Annotated in this window: 2 protein-coding genes; both read right to left on the bottom strand. The window is 67.2% G+C overall.

Annotated elements, in window-relative coordinates:
- Nucleotides 1-29 precede the first annotated feature (29 nt).
- A complete protein-coding gene (locus ACLMAJ_RS33380) occupies nucleotides 30-1049 on the bottom strand; it encodes an alpha/beta hydrolase (RefSeq protein ID WP_412017879.1) in 1020 nt (339 codons plus the stop codon).
- 124 nt (nucleotides 1050-1173) lie between these two features.
- On the bottom strand, nucleotides 1174-20408 hold a 19235-nt coding region (locus ACLMAJ_RS33375; protein WP_412017878.1), incomplete at its 5' end, for a non-ribosomal peptide synthase/polyketide synthase.

The following is a 20408-nucleotide window of genomic DNA, read 5'->3' as shown; positions in this document are numbered from 1 at the left end:
GTTTCAGACGGCCGCGAGAGAACGGATCATCAAGCAGGCAACCCCATGCCCCGTGCGAGCATCGGCCAGGATTCACGGAAGGTGTCGTCCCAATACGACCAGCGGTGCGTTCCGATCGAATTGAAGTCGTAGGTGGCCGGGATCCCGAGCGACTCGAGCTTGCCCTTCAGATTGCTCGTGCACGCGTTGACGGCCGCTTCGATGACAGAGCCCACCGCGAGATTCACCATGCCGACCGGACCCGGCGCATTTTCCTGGTACCACTGCAAATCCGCCGACACCGGGATGCCGCTCCCACTGGAGATGTAGAGCTCGGTGCCGCGCAGCTTCTCCGCGTTGATAACCGGATCGTTGTCCGCCCACAATGGGCTGTCGGAGGGGCCGTACATGTTATCGACATTCCCGCCGGCCCAGGTTTCGGCGGCCAGCTTGACGTACTGCCTGCCGACCGGGTCGGCGATCTGCGCGCAACCGCTGAAGGCGCCGACCGACTTCCACAGACCGGGCTTGGCCTCCGCCAACTGCAGCACCGAAGTACCGGAGGTCGATACGCCGGCCAGCGCGTTGCGGCCGGTGGACTGCAACGTCTTGTCCAGCAGCGGGGGCAGTTCCTCGGTGAAGAAGGTCCGCCACTTGTTCACGCCGAGCTTCGGATCCGGCTTTATCCAGTCTGTGTAGTAGCTGCCTTTGCCGCCGATCGGCTGGATGACATTGACCTGTTTGTCGGTCAGCCACGGCAGGACGTTGGTCTGGTCCTTCCAGCTCGCGGAACTCTCACCGGCGTCCAGGCCACTCAGCAGGTAAAGGTTCGGCGCGGGCGTGGACTCGTCGACCGGACGCTGCACATCGACGGCGATCTCGCTGTCCATCGACGCCGAGTACACCTTCAGATGCCACGTGCGCCCGTCCTTGACGACGGAGGTGACGGCAGGCGATTTCGCCGGGTCCGCCACGCCGGTACCACCGAACGCCGCGACGCCCACCATGGCGGCGAGCGCCACCACAATGGTGCGCCGCAAGTTACCTCTGTGCAGTGCAGAACGCTTCATCGAACAGTCGACTCCCTCGATTGGCTGCGGCCGGGCCCCGCCGAAGTGTCCGGCCCGCCATATCGGACGGCTCCAGCTTCCGCGACCGGTCGGGGTGATTTCGTCACCGCTGGGGGTGACCGGGCTATTCGGCGATGATACGCAACCCGTCATCGATGGTCTCCTCCTCGTTCATTTCGGCCGCCACGACGAACCAGTGGGTGACCTCGCCATCGGCGCGATCGGACGCCGAATCGCCGGTAGGCAGTACCGACATCGCGCCGACAGTGGCTGCCGTCAGGAATTCGGCCACCGCCGCGGTGCCCGATGCCGCAGTGGTGTATGTCACTGATTCGTAGTCGATCTCGTTCTCCGCACATAGGGTCCGCGCGCGGTCCAGCGCTTGTGTTTGGGTGAGGACGGTCCGAGTCGAGACCGCAGCCGGACCGACAGCGGGAAGCACGAAGGCCGGGTGGTCCTCGTGCAGCGGGCGCACCCGGTCGTCGTCGGACACCGGATGGGCCGCCGCGGCGGCCATCTCCGCCCGCGTCGCCGGCTCCGCGAGCGCCAGCCCGCGCGGCGATCCATCCGCCGGTTGCGCCGTGATCACGATATCGGCTCCGGTGGAGAGGATCTCGCCGGAAGACAGGTCGCCGGCGAGCAGGGCCGCGGCACCGGCCTTCTGGACCGCCCACAGCGCGAGCACCTGCTCGACCGAATGCGGCAGTGCCACGGCGACAGTATCGCCGGGACCGATGCTCCGGCCGATCAACACGCGGGCCAACTGCGACGACCGCGAATCCAGCTCGGAGAAGGCGACTTCGGCATCACCGGTGAGCAGCGCCACAGCGAAGGGGTCCGCCCCGGCGACCGCACCGAGCACCTCGGCCACTGTCCGCGGGCCCGCGTCGAGCGAAATATTCGCGTGACCGGCCGATGTGGCGGCGGATTCGATTGCAGCGGAGCTGGATTCACCGAGAAGGGCAGCCCGCTCTGCGGCATCGAGGATGTCGATGTCAGCGACGGGCGTTGCCGGGTCACCCAGCAGTGCCTCCAGTACGCGGTGCATGCGTGCGGCGAGGACCTCCACCTCTTCGGTGGTGAACCAGCCGTCCCGGTACGTCCAGGCCAATTCCATCGTCGACTCGGCGGACACCACCAGCGTCAGCGGATAGTTGGTGGTGGTGTCGGCGACTCCGACACCGGTGACCGACATGCCGTCGATCGAGTTGGCGGCGGCGATTGCCTCCTTGTCCACCGGATACGACTCGAACACCAGCAGGGTATCGAAGTGTGCTCCGGCACCGGCGATCCGCTGAATGTCGTTCAAGCCCGCATAGTGATGATCCAACAGCTCCGCCTGGTCGCGTTGCAGACCACGCAGGTACTCGCCGACCGACCCGTTGTCGTCGACGCGGACGCGCACCGGCAGCGTGTTGATGAACAGACCCACCATGGACTCCACGCTGGGCAGGTCGGCCGGACGGCCTGACACGGTGGCGCCGAACACTACGTCCGCGCGGCCGGTCATACGCCCGAGCACGATGCCCCACGCAGCCTGAACCAGAGTGTTCACTGTCACACCGAGTGCGGCGGCATGCTTGGCGATCCGGCGGGTGCCCTCGGCGTCGAACTCGGTGAGTAGTTTGCCGACCTCGCCGGTGTCGGTCGTACGCTGCTGCGGCGCCAGCTGGGTCGGCTCCTCCACCCCGGCGAGGGCTTGCTGCCAGACCTGCAATGACGCCTGCTTGTCCCGTCCGGCCAGCCAGGACAGGAAATCACGGTAGGACCCCACCGCCGGCAGCGCGGTCGCGTCGCCGCGCACCGCATACAGCACCAGCAGATCCCGCATCAGCAGTGGCAACGACCAGCCGTCGAGCAGGATGTGGTGGGTCGTGACGGCCAGTTGCCAGGTGCCCTGAGCAGGCGCGACCTGACCATTGGTGGCAACCTCCGCGGCCACATCCTCGACGACCGCATCGGTGCGGTACAGGGTGAAGCGGATCAACGATGCCGCCGCCATATCGAAGCGTGTCTCGCGCTCTACCGTCACCAGGCGCTGCAACTCCGTGTGCTGCAGCTCCCGCGGCAATGTCGTCAGGTCGACCTCGCGCCATGGCACCTCGACCTGCGCCTGAATCACCTGGACCGATTGGCCGGTCGAATCCGTTGTGAAGGCCGCCCGCAGGTTCGGATAACGGTCCAGGATGCCCTGGGCCGCCGCCCGCAATCGTGCGGTATCGACCGTGCCGTCGAGGTCGACGACCGCTTGCATGGTGTAGCCGTCGATCGCCGAACGGCTCGTCGTAGCCTCGACCAACAGACCGGACTGCAACGGCGACAGCGGCCATACCTCCGCCAGCACCGGGTACTCGCGTTCCAATATCTCGATGTCCGACTGCCCGACCGACACCAGCGGCAGATCCGACGGCGTCCGGCCACCGGCGTCCGGCTGCCTCGCGTGCGAGGCCAGCGCGGTGAGCGCGGCCACCCACAGCTCAGCGAGCTCCTGTACCCGCGCACGGGTCAGCAGGCCGGCCGGATAGGCGAACGAGGTGCGCAGTCGCGGCCCATCCGCCCCCTCGACAACGCTCGCGGTGATGTCGACCGTGGCGTTGGCCGACATGCTCGGGTCGAGGTCGGTATCCGGCAGGCCGAGTTCGGCCACCGGTACCCGACCCATCTCGGCAGGCTGATCGGAGAAGTCGCCCGTCAGCGAGGCGCCATTGGGCAGGTGACCCGCATAGCAGAATCTGATCTGACCTGGGACCTCGTGCCCGACGCCGCCGAGCTGGTCGGCGGTGTCCTGGTTCAGGTACCGCAGCAGGCCGTAGCCGAGGCCCATGCCGGGCACCGCGAGCAGCTGCTCTTTCATGGATTTCACGATGCCGCCCAAGACGGTTTCGCCCGCGAACGCCTCGGTGAGGTCGGCACCGGCCAGATCCAAGCGCACCGGGGACTCACTGGCGAACCAGCCGACGGTGCGCGAAAGATCAGCGCCGGCAACACCGTTCGCCGCTCGATCGGTGCTCACGACCCGCACCAGAGCCGCACCGCCTGCCACCTCGCCGCGCCAACGGGAAACCGCCAGTGCGAGCGCCGACAACAGGCTGTCAGCGGCGCCGCCTCGGTACAGCTCTGGGATCGCGGTCAGTACAGCCTCGGTCACACCCGCGGGCGCACTCACCTCCACCCGCTCAACGGTGGCGACGGTGTCGATCGCCGGATCGAATGCTCTAGTTCCGAGCTGCGGATCGTGAGTAGCCGAAACCTGTTGCCAGAACGGCAGTTCGGCAATTCGAGCCGGGTCGTGTGCGGCCTCGGCGAGCGCGTGCGCCCAGCGCCGCATCGAGGTGCCGACGGCGGGCAGGGCAACCGGCCGTCCCGCCACCCGCTGCGACCAGGCCACCGCCAGATCCGCGAGCACGATGCGCCAGGACGCATCGTCGCCGACGAAACGGTGCCCGACCACCAGCAGCACGTCCGGCTGAGCACCGCCGAACGCGAACCACATGAACTGGGTCATCACCGCGTTCGCCGGATCGAGACGACCAAGGGCCGCATCGTATTCGGCCCGTGCCAGCTGCGACAACCCGGCGGCACCGATGCCGCCCGGCACGTCGACCCGATGCACCAGGGCATCGACGTCGATCGCACCGGGCTCCCGCGTCTCGAAGGCCCAGCCTGCGACGCCCAAGGTCGATTCCCTGGTCGATTCGCTGCTGTCTGCCTGCGTCGCGTCGGCGGAGTGGTTATGGCGCAGTCGCGACCGCAGCGCATCGTGGTGATCGACGACAGCGCCGATCATCGTGACCAGGGTCTCCCTGTCGATGTCGTCGGGCAGTCGCAGCGCCACCGACCTCACGAATCGCCGCAACGGCGCGTCACTGGCCAACGTCGCCGCCACGATCGGCGACAACGGGATCTCTCCGACCCCTCCGCCGGGCAGCTCCACCAGGCGTTGCTGCTCGGTTCCCTCGCTCAGGGTGGCGATCTCGGCCAGAGCGGACACACTGCGCCGATCGAACACGTCCCGTGGCGTGAACCGCACACCACGCTCCTTGGCCCGGGAAACCAGCTGAATCGTCCGAATCGAATCACCGCCAAGGCCGAAGAAGTCATCGTCAGCGCCGACTCGCTCGATACCGAGCACCTCGGCCACAACCGCCGCCACGATCTCCTCCACCGGCGTCGACGGCGCCCGGAAGATAGCGACCTCGAATTCCGGCTCCGGCAGTGCCCGACGGTCCAGCTTGCCGTTCGCGTTTTGCGGCAGCGCGTCGAGTACCACGAACGCGGTCGGCATCATGTACGACGGAAGCGTCTTGGCCAGCGCCGACTTCACCTGCTCCAGATCCAGCGCACCGGCGGCGGGCACCAGATAGGCCACCAGCCGATCACCGGCACGCTCGTCCTGCTTGGCCACCACCGCCGCCTGCGCGATCACCGGAAGGGCCAGCAACGCGGCCTCGATCTCGCCCAGCTCGATTCGGAAACCGCGGATCTTCACCTGGAAGTCGGTGCGGCCGCGGTACTCCAGCTCACCGGATCCGTTCCACGCCACCAGATCACCGGTGCGATACATGCGCTCACCCGTGCCGAACGGATCGGCCACGAAGCGGTCCGCGGTCAGATCCACGCGGCCGAAGTAGCCGCGCGCCAGTTGGGTACCGGACAGGTACAGCTCACCCGACACGCCGACCGGCACCGGCCGCAGCCGGGCGTCGAGGACGGAGACACGCGAATTCCATTCCGGCGCACCGATCGACACCGACACCTGATCGGCGTCGGTCACTCGGTGACTGGTGATCGACACCGCCGTTTCGGTCGGGCCGTACAGGTTGTACAGCGACGCGGCGTTGCCACGACGGAACCGCTGCGCAACCGCGGCGGGCAGCGCCTCACCGATCGCCAGCACCTGACGCAGCGAATGGCTGAGTGTGCCATCGGATTCCGTGAGCAGCGCGTCCAGCATCGAAGGAACCACATGCAACGTGGTCACCTCCGTGGCACGCATCAGCTCGTTCAGGTACGTCGGATCGCGATGCCCGTCCGGCGCGGCGATCACCAGGCGACCACCGCTGACGGCGGCGGTCCAGAACTCCCACACCGACAGATCGAAGGTGGCAGCTGTCTTCAGCAGCACCGCATCATCGGATCCGAGACCGAATTCCGCTGTCTTCCACATCAACTGGTTCGCCACCGCGCCATGCGGCACAGCCACCCCCTTCGGCCGACCCGTCGAACCCGACGTGAAGATCACATACGCCGTGTTGGCAGCGCCGAACTCGCGCACCAACTCGGCCGGTGCGAGGGCATGGCCGGGATGGCCGGACAGATCCAGGTCGTCGAGGGCAACCCAATCGAGGGCCGCGCTCTGCGACTGCTGGTCCGCCGCCCGGGACTCGAGCACCGCGGTCGTGGTCAACACGCAGGACGGTGCGGCGGTCGCGAGGACGTAGTCCAGGCGGTCGGCCGGTTGCGACGGGTCGAGCGGCACATAGGCCGCGCCGGTGCGCGCCACCGCGTACATGGCGACCACCAGATCCACCGAGCGGTGGATGGCCAGGGCCACCTGATCCTCCGCGCCTATACCGCGGGCGATCAGGTAGCGCGACAGACGGTTGACCCTGACGTCGAGGTCGGCGTAGGTCAGAATCTGCCGCGCGGCACCGGTACCTGCCTCGTCCGCCACGATCGCTACCGCGTCCGGGCCGGCGGCCACGGTCGCATCCAGCAGCGACACCAGCGTCGCCGAACGATCCACCTCGCGCGCGGTGTCGTTCCAGCCGTGCAGGATTTGGTTGCTCTCGGCCACGTCGAGCAGGTCGATCTCGCCGACTCGCACCGACCCGTCGGCCATCACCGCGTCGAGCACCCGCACGAAGCGATCCGCGAAGCTCTGCACCGTGGCCTCGTCGAACAGGTCGACGGCGTAGCCGATTTCGGCCCCGATCTCGGCCGCCGTGCCGTCCTCGGCGTGCCGGTCGAACAGCGTGACGTGCAGATCGGTCTTGGCCAGCTGCGAGTCGAAGTTGACCGCGCTCACCGAGAGGCCGGGCAACTCGAAGGTCGTATCGGCCAGGTTCTGGAACGAAAAACCCACCTGGAACAGCGGATTGTGCGCGGTGGAGCGCACCGGGTTGAGCACCTCGACCAGACGCTCGAACGGCACGTCCGCATTGGCGAACGCCTCGAGGTCGCGTTCCTTTACGTCGGCGAGCAGGTCGGAGAATCGGTCGCCCGGCGCGACCTTGGTTCGGAACACCAGGGTGTTGACGAACATGCCGATCATGTCGTCGAGTTCGCGTTCACCACGACCCGCGATCGGGGTACCGACCGCGATGTCGTCGGTGCCGGACAAACGAGACAGCAAGACCGCCAGCGCCGCGTGCACCACCATGAACAGCGACGCGTTGTTCGCGCGGGCCAGCTCGAGCAGGCGGGCATGGCGCTCCGGCGAGATCTCGAAGCGAATCGCCTTGCCGTGGAACGACTGCGCGGGCGGGCGCGGCCGATCCGCGGGCAGCTCCAGCTGATCAGGCAGTTCGGCCAGCACGGACTGCCAGTAGGCGACCTGCTGCGCGGCGAGCGATTCCGGATCCTCTTCGGAACCGAGCACCGCGTGTTGCCACAGCGCGTAGTCGGCGTACTGCACCGACAACGGAAGCCACTGCGGCACATCGCCTTGCACACGAGCCACATACGCGGTCATCACGTCCCGCGCCAGCGGAGCGAGCGAGAAACCATCGGCCGAGACATGGTGCACCGTGAACGCGAGCACATGCTCCTCCGGCGCGATCCGGAACAGCGCAACCGCCAAGGGCACCTCAACCGTGACGTCGAAGGTGGTCAACGCGAATTCGATAACCTTGCCGACCAGTTCGGCCTCGGTGACCTCCACCGGCGCCAACCGCCACGCGGTCGCACCGACGGGCAGGATCACCTGATGCGGGCCCTCCGCCGTTTGCGGATAGATCGTATGCAGCACTTCGTGACGAGCCACCAGATCACCGAGCGCCCGCTCCAGCGCGGCCACGTCCAGCGCACCCGACAGTCGCACCGCCAGCGGGATGTTGTCCACCGCGGAGGTGGTCGTGTCGAACTGGTTGAGGAACCAGTAGCGCCGCTGTGCCGACGACAACGGGATCCGTTCCGGCCGTTTGCCGGCCACCAGCGGCGGCCGGGCACGACCGGCACCGCCACTCTGCTCCAACCGTGCGGCCAGCGTGGCTACGGTGGAGGCCTCGAAGAGCTCTCTGACCCCGACCTGCGTGTCCAACGCCGCCGCCAGCCGAGCAGCCACCCGCGTCGCGATCAGCGAGTTACCGCCCAGAGCGAAGAAGTCATCGTCCAAACCCACCCGATCGACACCGAGCACCTCGGCGAAGACACCAGCCACAGCTTCCTCAGCCGCGGTAACAGGCGCGCGGAACGCGGCGGCCTCGACTACCGGCGCGGGCAACGCCCTTCGATCCAGCTTGCCGTTGACAGTCAACGGCAAAGCCGCCAACACCATCAGTACCGACGGCACCATGTAGGGCGGCAACGTGTCCGAAAGCCGCGCCCGCAACTGCTCGGTATCGACCTCACCGTCGACCGGCACCACATACCCGACCAACTGATCGCTGACCCGGTCATCCGAGCGGACCACGACCGCCGCCTGAGCGACCTCATCCAGCGCGAGCAACGCCGCCTCGATCTCACCGAGCTCGATGCGGAAACCACGCACCTTCACCTGATCATCAGCACGGCCGAGATGCTCCAGCTCACCCTGATCGTTCCAGCGCGCCAAGTCGCCGGAACGATACAACCGCTCACCCGCTCCGCCGAACGGATTCGCGACGAACCGCGCCGTCGTCAGATCCGCACGCCCGAGATAACCATCAGCCAATTGCGGTCCGGCCACATACATCTCACCCGGCACACCCACCGGCACCGGATTCAAACGCGTATCGAGCACATACACCGACAAACCAGCGATGGCCCGGCCGATCACCGAACCCGTCGCCGCAGCAACCGTTTCGACGTCCAGAACCCGATGCGTCACATGCACCGTCGTCTCGGTGATGCCATACATATTCACCAACCGCGGCCCAGCCGAACCGGCCGAACCGTCACCGTGGCGCGCCATCCAGTCGCTGAGACGACCCAAATCCAGTGCCTCACCACCGAACACCACATACCGCAGCGCCAAAGGCGCCGAAACACCAGCATTCCGATCAGCCTCAGCCAGCTGATAGAACGCCGACGGGGTCTGGTTGAGGACAGTCACCCGCTCACGACGCAGCAACTCGAGGAACTCTTCGGGCGAACGCGACACAAAATAATCGACAACCACCGAAGTACCGCCGTACAACAGCGCACCCCACAGTTCCCACACCGAGAAGTCGAACGCACTCGAGTGGAACAACGTCCACACATCCTGCGGACCGAAACCGAACTCGCGATCAGTATTCGCGAACAGCCGCACCACATTCCGATGCGCCACGACCACACCCTTCGGGCGGCCCGTCGAACCGGAGGTATAGATCACGTACGCCGTATTCGACGCCCGCAGCGGCGCGATCCGATCGCTATCGGTAACCGGTCCGGCATCCACCAGATCACCGGACCCCGAGCCGAAACCATCCATCGACACAACCGTCACATCATCAGGCAGCTCGACATTCACACTGCCATCAACGATCACACCCGCCGGAGCGGCATCCGACAGCACATAAGCAATACGATCCGCGGGATAGGACGGATCGATCGGCACGTACCCGGCACCGGTCTTGATCACCGCCAGCAGTGCCACCACCAGATCCAACGACCGCGGCAGGATCACCGCGACCAACTGCCCCGGGCCGGCACCATCAGCAATGAGATTGCGCGCCAACCGGTTCGCGCGCTGATCCAGCTCCGCATAGGTCAGTTCGTCGTCGCCGAACCGCACCGCGACACGGTCGCCGTGCGCCGCCACCACCGCATCGACCAACGTCGACAAGTCAGTGGCCGCATCGGCGAACAACCCGACACCGCCGTCACTTCCCGACGACACCCAACGCTGCGTGACATCGACACGCTCGACCTCACCGAGCAGATCAATATCACCGACCACGACGTCCGGATCCGCGGCCACCCGCCGCAGGATCTGCATCAGGCGCTCGGCCAACGCCGCCACCGTCTCCGCGTCGAACAAATCGGTGGCGTAGTTCCACGACAACGCCAGGCCACCGTCCACGGGATCGGCGACAGCCAGCTGAAGATCGAACTTCGCTGTCCCCGGATCGAAATCGACCGCGGCGAGTTCCAACCCCGGCAGCGTCACCCGTGTGGCGCCGCCGACACCGGTGGCCTCGAAGGACAGCGCCACCTGGAACAACGGGTGATGCGCCTGCGAACGCTCCGGACTGAGCACGTCCACCAGCCGCTCGAACGGGACATCGGCATGGGCGAACGCGCCCAGATCGGTGTCCTTGGTCTGCGCCAGCAGGGTCGTGAAGGGCGCGTTCGGGTCCAGCGGCGTCCGCAGCACCAGGGTATTGACGAACATGCCGATCAGGTCGTCCAGCTCGGCCTCGCCGCGCCCGGCCACCGGAGTGCCGATCGCGATATCGGCGCTACCGGACAGTCGGCCGACCAGCACGACCAACGCCGCGTGCACCACCATGAACGAGCTGGCGCCGTGCGCGCGGGCCAGCTCCGACAGCTGTTGTTGCAGCGCGGCGTCGACCGAGAACGGATACACACCACCCCGATTGGAGGCCGCAACCGGACGTGGGCGGTCCATCGGCAGGTCGATCCGCCCTGGCAATCCGGCCAGCGTCGCCGTCCAGTAAGCGGTCTGCTTGGCGATCAGCGACTCCGGATCGTCCTCGGCGCCGAGCGTTTCGCGCTGCCACAGCGCGTAGTCGGCGTACTGCACCGGCAGCGGCGCCCAGCCGGGCACCTCGCCGCGAGAGCGGGCGACGTAGGCGGCCATTACGTCCCGCGCCAGGGGCCGCATGGACCACCCGTCACCACTGATGTGATGCACAACGACCACCAGGACGTGTTCGTTCGACTCGAGGCGTAAAAGCTCAGCGCGCACCGGCACACCACCGGTGACATCGAATCCGGTCAGCACCACATCCGCGATGCGGGCGTTCAGGTCCGCCGCGGTGACCGCGATCGGTTCCAGTGCCGGGGCCGCCGCGCCGGCAGGCAGGATCACCTGCACGCCTTGACCATCAGCGGTCTCCGGGTAATAGGTGCGCAGCGCCTCGTGTCGAGCGACCACGTCACGCACGGCCTGTTGCAGCGCGACGACATCCAGGTCACCGGTCAACCGAATCGCCAGCGGCAGGTTGTTGACCGCGCTTGCCATGTCGAACCGGTTGAGGAACCACATGCGCTGCTGCGCCAACGACAGCGGGATCTGCTCCGGTCGCGGACCGGCCACCAATGCCCGGCGACCACCCGCCCCGACGTGCGTCGACAGCCGTGCGGCCAACGCCCCCACCGTCGGTGCGTCGAACAACGTGCGCACCGGAATCCGGGTGTCCAGCGCCGCCCCTAGCCGGGCGGTTACCTGAGTGGCGATCAATGAGTTGCCGCCGAGTTCGAAGAAGTCGTCGTCCAAACCGACTTCCGGTCCGTCCCCGCGGATTCCGAGAACGTCGGCGAACGTATCGGCCACGATCTCCTCGATGGGCGTGACCGGTCGGCGCAACACCCGTGCCTCCAGTACCGGGGCGGGCAGGGCCTTCCGGTCGACCTTCCCGGACATGTTGAGCGGGAACGCATTCAGGATCACGAAGGCCGACGGGACCATGTATGTGGGCAGCGAGCGCGCCAATTCCGCACGCACCGAGTCGATGTCGATGCCACGACCGGCGGCCGCGATGAGGTAACCGACCAGCTGATCGCCGAATCGGTCGTCGGAGCGCACGATCACGACGGACTGTGCGATCGGTTCCAGCGCGGTGAGAGCGGCTTCGATTTCGCCGAGCTCGATCCGCAGACCACGCAGCTTCACCTGGAAGTCGGTGCGGCCCAGGTATTCCAGCTCGCCTGTACCCGTGCTCGCGGGCACCCATCGCACCAGGTCGCCGGTGCGGTACATGCGTTCGCCCGGCGTGAAGGGATTGGCCACGAACCGGTCCGCGCTCAGATCCGGCCGCTCCACATAGCCGCGCGCCAGCTGGGCACCGGCCAGGTAGAGCTCACCGGCTACTCCGACCGGCACCGGATGCAGCCGGGCGTCGAGTACATACACCTGGGTGTTGGACACCGGCGCACCGATCGGCACCGAAACGGTGTCGGCATCGATCACCTCGTGATAGGTGACGTCGACAGCGGCCTCGGTCGGGCCGTACAGGTTGTGCAGCCGGGCCCCGGTCAGTTCCCGCAGCCGTTGCGCGGTCGCCGCGGGCAGAGCCTCACCGGAGGCGAACACCTGCCGCAGCGAGGTGCACTGCGCCGCAGCGGGTTCGGCCACGAACACCGACATCATGGCAGGCACGAAGTGCGCGGTCGTGACCTGCTCGCTGTCGATCACCTCGGCCAGGTAGGCCGGGTCGCGGTGCCCATCCGGCCTGGCGACCACCAGGCGCGCACCGATCTGCAAGGGCCAGAAGAACTCCCAAACCGACACGTCGAAGGTCGCCGGCGTCTTCTGTAGCACCACATCCGCGGCGGTGAGACCGTACGCGGCCTGCATCCAGACCAGACGGTTCACGATTGCCGCATGCGACACCGCAACGCCCTTCGGCCGCCCCGTCGAACCCGACGTGAAAATCACATATGCCGTATTCGAAGGCCGCACCGGCACAATACGATCCGCATCAGTGACCGGTGCCGCCGAGTACCCGGACAGGTCGAGCAGATCGATCCGCACCTGCGCGGTGTCGATCGGCAGGTCGTCGCCACTGGTGAGCACGCACGCCGGGTCGGCCGTGGCGAGGAGGTAGGCGGTGCGCTCGGCCGGGTGATCCGGGTCGAGCGGCAGGTAGCCGCCGCCCGCCGCCAACGCCGCGTACATGCCGACCACCAGGTCGATCGAACGCCGCATACCGAGCGCGATCAGCGATTCCGCCCCGACACCATGCTCGACCAGCCAACGGGCCAGCTGCCGGACACGTTCGGCGAGCTCGGCGTAGGACAGACTTGTCCCCTCGAACGTGACCGCGGTGGCATTCGGGGTCGCGGCGACTTGCGCCTCGAACAGCGAAATCAGCGTCCCCGCAGCATCGCCCGCCGACACCTCGATCGGGTAGCGGGTGTCGTTCCAGTCCTGCAACAGCACCGCGCGCTCGGTGACATCGAGCAGCGGCAGATCTCCGACCGGTCGGTCCGGCGTGGCGGCGATCGCCTTCATTATCCGGGTGAACCGACGTGCGACGTCCGCAACGGTGGCGGCGTCGAACAGGTCAGTGGCGTAAATGAATTCGGCGCTGATCCCGCCCGCCGCGCCGCCCGGCTGTTCGGCGAGCACCAACTGTAGATCGAACTTCGCGGTGTCGCTCGGCAGATCGACGGCACTGACGGTCAGTTCCGGCAGTTCGAGCATGGTCTGACCGGTGTTCTGCCACGCCAGCATCACCTGGAACAGCGGGTTGCGCGCCTGCGAGCGTGCGGGGTTGAGGATCTCCACCAGCCGCTCGAACGGCAGGTCGGCGTGCCCGAACGCGGCGATATCGGTGGCACGCACCGCCCGCAGCAGCTCCCGGAACGTGACACCACCGTCGACCTCGGTCCGCAACACCAGGGTGTTGACGAACATGCCGACCAGATCGTCGAGCGCCCGCTCGCCACGACCGGCGATCGGGGTGCCGATCGCGATGTCGGACTCGCCGCTCAACCGTGCCAGCAGCGCCGCCAACGCGGCGTGCACGACCATGAACAGGGTCGTGCCCTGAGCGTGCGCCAGCTCGGTCAGCCCTGCGTGGGTGTCGGAATCTATCTCGAAGCGCAACCGCGCGCCGCGTCCGGACGCGATCGCCGGACGCGGTCGGTCCGACGGCAGATCCAGCTGCTCGGGCAGCCCGGCCAACGTCTTTCGCCAGAACGAGATCTGCTCGGCGATCGCCGATTTCGGATCGTCCTCACTGCCGAGCACCGAACGCTGCCACAGCGCGAAGTCGGCGTACTGCACCGCCAGCGGCGCCCACGCGGGCTCGCCGCCGCCGACGCGTGCGGCATAGGCCGTCATCACGTCCCTGGTCAGCGGGCCCATCGAGAAGCCGTCGGCGCCGATGTGGTGCACCACCAGGGCCAGCACGTGCTCGGTGGGGCTGATCTCGAACAGCAGACCCCGCAACGGCACCTCGGAGGTGACGTCGAAGCCGCGCAGCACCAGCTCCGAAAGCCGCTGCGGCAGTTCGGACTCGGTGACGTCCACCGGGGACAGGTCGGGGATCACCTTGCCGGTCGGCACGATCTCCTGATGCGCCGTGCCGTCCACCTCGGGGTAGCGGGTGCGCAGCGACTCGTGGCGGGCCAGCACATCGGCCACCGCAATTTGCAGCGCCTGCCGGTCCAGCAGGCCCGACAGCCGCACGGCCACCGGGATGTTGTCCACCGCCGATTCGGGATCGAACCGGTTGAGGAACCACATGCGCTGCTGCGCCAGGGACAGCGGCACCAGCTCGGGCCGCTGCTGCGGCACCAGCGCCTGCCGCGCGCCGCTACCGATTCCGGACCCGGCGCGAGCGGCCAACGCGGCCACGGTGGACGCCTCGAAGATCTCCCTGACCCCGACCTGCGTGTCCAACGCCGCCGCCAGCCGAGCAGCCAGTCGGGTGGCGATCAGCGAGTTACCGCCCAGAGCGAAGAAGTCATCGTCCAAACCCACCCGATCGACACCGAGCACCTCGGCGAAGACACCGGCCACGATCTCCTCGGCCGCGGTCACCGGCGCCCGGAACGTCGCGGCCTCGACCACCGGCGCGGGCAACGCTTTACGATCCAGCTTGCCGTTGACGGTCAGCGGCAGCGCCGCCAGCGCCATCAATACCGACGGCACCATGTAGGGCGGCAACGTGTCCGAAAGTCGCGCCCGCAACTGCTCGGTATCGACCTCACCGTCGACCGGGACCAGGTATCCGACCAACTGATCGCTGACCCGGTTGTCCGAGCGGACCACGACCGCCGCCTGAGCGACCTCATCCAGCGCGAGCAACGCCGCCTCGATCTCACCGAGCTCGATGCGGAAACCGCGGAGCTTCACCTGATCGTCGGCGCGGCCGAGGTGTTCCAGCTCACCTTGCTCGTTCCAGCGCGCCAGGTCGCCGGAACGATATAGCCTGCTGCCCGGTCCGCCGTACGGATTCGCGACGAATCGCGCCGTCGTCAGATCCGCACGCCCGAGATAACCATCAGCCAATTGCGGTCCGGCCACATACATCTCACCCGGCACACCCACCGGCACCGGATTCAGTCGCGTATCGAGCACATACACCGACAGGGCTGCGATAGCCCGGCCGATCACCGAACCCGTCGCCGCAGCGACTGTTTCGATATCGAGCACTCGATGTGTCACATGCACGGTCGTCTCGGTGATGCCGTACATGTTCACCAGCCGCGGCCCTGCCGAACCGGCCGAACCGTCACCGTGGCGCGCCATCCAGTCGCTGAGACGACCCAAATCCAGTGCCTCACCACCGAACACCACATACCGCAATGCCAAAGGCGCCGAAACACCAGCGTTGCGATCGACCTCGGCCAGCTGATAGAACGCCGACGGGGTCTGGTTGAGGACAGTCACCCGCTCGCGGCGCAGCAGTTCGAGGAACTGCTCGGGCGAACGCGACACGAAGTAGTCGACAACCACCACCGTGCCGCCGTAGAGCAGGGCACCCCACAGTTCCCACACCGAGAAGTCGAACGCACTCGAGTGGAACAACGTCCAGACATCCTGCGGGCCGAAACCGAACTCGCGATCAGTGTTCGCGAACAGCCGCACCACGTTCCGGTGCGGCACGACCACGCCCTTGGGGCGGCCGGTCGAACCGGAGGTATAGATCACGTACGCCGTATTCGACGCCCGCAACGGCGCGATCCGATCACCGTCGGTAATCGGTCCCGCGCCGGTATCCACCAGATCACCGGACCCCACACCGAATCCGGCCATCGATACAACGGTCACACCATCGAGCAGCTCGACGTCCACGCTGCCGTCGACGATCACACTCGCCGGGGCGGCGTCCGACAGCACGTACGCGATACGATCCGCGGGATAGGCGGGGTCGATCGGCACGTACCCGGCACCGGTCTTGATCACCGCCAGCAGTGCCACCACCAGATCCAACGACCGCGGCAGGATCACCGCGACCAACTGCCCCGGCCCGGCGCCATTGCCGATCAGATTGCGCGCCAACTGATTCGCGCGCTGATCCAGCTCCGCGTAGGTCAGTTCATCGTCGCCGAACCGCACCGCGACACGGTCGCCGTGCGCCGCCACCGCCGCGTCGACCAGTGTCGACAGATCAGTGGTTGCCTCGGCGAACAGCCCGGGGCCGCCGTCATTTCCGGACGATACCCAGCGTTCCAGCACATTCGAACGCTCGGTCTCGCCGAGTAGATCGATGTCACCCACGGGTGCGGCGGGTGCGGCGACGAGTGCGGTCAGCACTCGGACCAGTCGATCGGCGATACGAGTGACGCTGTCCGCATCGAACAGGTCACTCAGGTAGCTGGCACGAATACGCAAGCGCGAATCCAGCTGTGCCATCAGCGTCAGCGGATAGTGGGTGGCGTCGGCGACATCCAGACCGGCGACCGCCATCCCGTCGATGTCGGCGGCCTGCGCGCGGAGCCCTTCGGCGTCAACCGGATACGACTCGAACACCATCAGCGTGTCGAACAGGCCACCGAGACCGGCCGCGGACTGAATATCGGCCAATCCGATGTGATGGTGATCCAGCAGATCGGCCTGCTCACCCTGGATGCGGGTGAGCAGCGCACGCGGCGACTCCGCCGGGTCGAATGCCACCCGCACCGGCACGGTGTTGATGAACAGGCCGACCATGTTCTCCACACCGTTCAGCTCGGCCGGGCGGCCGGACACGGTGGTGCCGAACAAGACGTCGTCCTGGCCGGTCGAACGCCCGAGCACCAGACCCCATGCCGCCTGCAACACCGTGTTCACGGTGACACCCAGCTCAGCGGCCAGCGCGACGATACCCGCGGTCGCGGTCTCCTCCAGCTCGAAGCGGTATTCGCCCGACAACGTGGTGATCTCGCGCCCGGTTTGCGGACGGGCCAGCAGGGTCGGCTCCGAAACACCTTGCAGCGCACGGGTCCACGCGGCCTTCGACGCCGAGTTGTCCTGCTGCGCCGCCCAGTCCAGGAAGTACCGGTAGGACCGGACCGGCGGCAGCCCGGCGGAGTCGGCGTTGGTGGCGTACAGCACCAGCAGATCCCGCATCAGCAACGGCATCGACCAGCCATCGAGCAGGATGTGATGGTTCGTCACCACCAGCGACCACTCTTGCTCGCCGATCTGGATCAGTGTGAACCGGATCAACGGCGGCGCGGTCAGATCGAACCGCTGCATGCGATCGGCCTCGATCAAGTCACTCGCGTCGCCGGTCGACCGGCGGTCCCGCTCTGCCCATGCCACCTCGACACCGTCGAGGACCAGTTGTACGGGGTTGCCGTGCGCATCGGTGACAAACGCGGTGCGCAGGTTCTCGTACCGGTCCACCAGAGCCTGTGCCGCCGACCGCAGCCGGACCGCGGACACCCGCCCGGTCAAGGTCAGCACCGCCTGCGATGTGTACACATCCACTGAGCTCGCCGCCAGTTGCGCGTGGAACAGCAGACCCGCCTGCAACGGCGACAACGACCACACGTCGGTCAGCGCCGGGAAGCGGCGCTCCCAGCCGTCGATATCGGTCTGTGTACTACGCACGAGCGGGAAATCGGACGGCGTGTAGCCGCCCGCGTCCACCGTATCCGCATGCCGCGCAACCGCTTCCAGCGCACGCACCCAAAGTCCGGCGAACTCACGCACCCGGTCGGCGTCGAGCAGCGTTGCCGGATAAGCGATCCGGGCACCCAACCGGTCATCGGCCACACCCGCGTTGATGTCCAGCGGCGCCATCGCCGGCATATCCGCATCAGCGGCGCCGACCAAGCCCGCGAGTTCGGGCGCGGGGAGCCAGCCGAAGCCACGCAACGCCTCCGGCGCCGCACTGTCGGCAAACCGGCCCAGGTAGTTGAAACTGATCTGCCCCGGCATCCGGTCCGGCAAAGACCCCGCAGTATCCCGGTTCAGGTAACGCAGCAGCCCGTAGCCGACGCCTCGGTCGGGCACGGCCAGCAACTGTTCCTTCACCGTCTTGATGGCACGGCCCATCTCGGCACCGCCCGCCAGCGCGGCATCGATGTCGATGCCCGCCAGATCGAACCGCACCGGGAAGATCGCGGTGAACCAGCCCACCGTGCGGGACAAATCGGCGCCGGGCACAACCGCCTCTTCACGTCCGTGGCCCTCCAGGCGGATCAGCGCGGAGTCCTCCCGGACACCGAGCTGTGCACGCCACGCCGCGATGGCCAACGCCAAAGCGGTCAGCAACCCGTCGTTCACGCCGCCGTGGAACAGCGCCGGAACCGTGGTCAACAAGGACTGGGTGACCTCTGCCGACACCTCGGCCCGAATGGTGTCGACCACGTTGGTCACATCGACCGCCGGGTCGAACGCACGCGCGGACAACAACGGGTCGGGCCCGTCGACCACACCGCGCCAGAAGTCCAGTTCCCCTGTGCGGTCGGCAGCCGCCCGCTCCAGTGCATGCGCCCACGTGCGCACGCTCGTGACCGGTGCTTCCAGTTGCGGGCTCTGCCCGGCTGTCAGCTGTCCCCACGCCGTAACGAAGTCCGGCACCAGGATCCGCCAGGACACGCCATCCACCACCAGGTGATGCGCGACCACGATCACGTACCCGGCCCGATCCGCGACACCCGCCGTGGTGACCGGCCCGCCCGTCTCCCGATCACCACCGCTCATGGAGTCGCTCGGCGACGCTGATTCCAGCCAAACGACCCGGATCACCTCGCCCGCTTCCGGATCCAACCGCTCCAGGGCGGCATCCAATGCCGCCGAAGCGATCTCGGCCAGCTCAGCGTCGGACGCATCGGCGTCGAATCCGATGTGGTCGATCAGCGCGTCCACATCGACCGTGCCCGGCGCGGCGGTCTCCACGCTCCACTCGGCGTCCGCAGGTCGGCGCAGCCGCGACCGCAGCATGTCGTGCCGATCGATTACGGCCGCGACAGTCGCGGCGATCCCCGCCCGGTCGATACCGACGGGAAGTCCCAACGTCACCGCCTGATGGAAGCGGTGGAAGGAACCGGGGCGCTGCACCATGAACCGCTCCACCGGAGTCAGCGGCCTGGCGCCCACCCCTCCACCGGGCAGCTCCGGCAGTACCGGGAGCGAGTCCGACTGTGCCGCCGCGGTTTCCGCGACGACGGCCAAGCCGGCGACGGTGCGCTGCTCGAACACGTCGCGCGCGGAGAACACCACACCCCGCGCCTTCGCCCGCGACACCAGTTGAATCGACACGATCGAATCACCGCCGAGAGCGAAGAACGAGTCGTCGACGCCGACCCGCTCCACTCCCAGGACCTCGGCAAACATTTCGGCGACGAGGTGCTCGATCGGATTGCGCGGCGCCCGGAAAGCCACCTCCGTGGTGAACACCGGCTCCGGCAACGCGCGACGATCCAGCTTGCCGTTGGCATTCAACGGCAACTCCGCCAGCACCATGATCGCCGACGGCACCATGTGCGACTGCAGGCGACCGGCCAGATACGCACGCAACACGGCCGCATCCACGGGCGCGGGCGAGCCCGCCTCCTGGGTAACGGGGACGACATAGCCGACGATCTGGTCGGTACTGGCTTTCGAGCTGACCACGACTACGGCCTGTGCCACCGATTCGTGTGCGGTGAGCGCGGACTCGATCTCACCGAGCTCGATCCGCATACCGCGCAGCTTCACCTGGAAATCGGTACGACCCAAGTACGTGATCGAGCCGTCAGGACCGCGGCGCACCAGGTCTCCGGTGCGATACATGCGCGCTCCGTCATCACCGAACGGCGCGGCCACGAATCGGTCCGCGGTCAGATCAGCACGACCCAAATAGCCACGCGCGAGCTGATCACCGGCCAGATACAACTCACCCGCCACCCCGACGGGCACCGGGTTGAACCGTGCGTCGAGCACATACGCTTGCGCGTTCCACACCGGCTTACCGATCGGAACAGCTCCCACCGCCCCGGCCGCAGGCGCATGCGTGGCATGCACGGTGAACTCCGTCGGCCCGTACAAGTTGAACAACTCAGCCGAACTCACCCGACCGAACGCGGCCACAGTGTCAGAAGTGAACGCCTCACCGGCCACCAGCA

Origin of the sequence: Nocardia arseniciresistens, from assembly GCF_046764875.1 — a bacterium.
Classification (GTDB): Bacteria; Actinomycetota; Actinomycetes; order Mycobacteriales; family Mycobacteriaceae; genus Nocardia; species Nocardia arseniciresistens.
The sequence above is the reverse complement of the archived record's forward strand: the minus strand, read 5'-3'. Positions and strand labels throughout refer to the sequence as shown.

What these genes read in the sequence shown, in the direction of transcription:
- ACLMAJ_RS33380 (WP_412017879.1), bottom strand. Translation starts at nt 1,049, where the DNA reads ATGAAGCGTTCTGCACTGCACAGAGGTAACTTGCGGCGCACCATTGTG.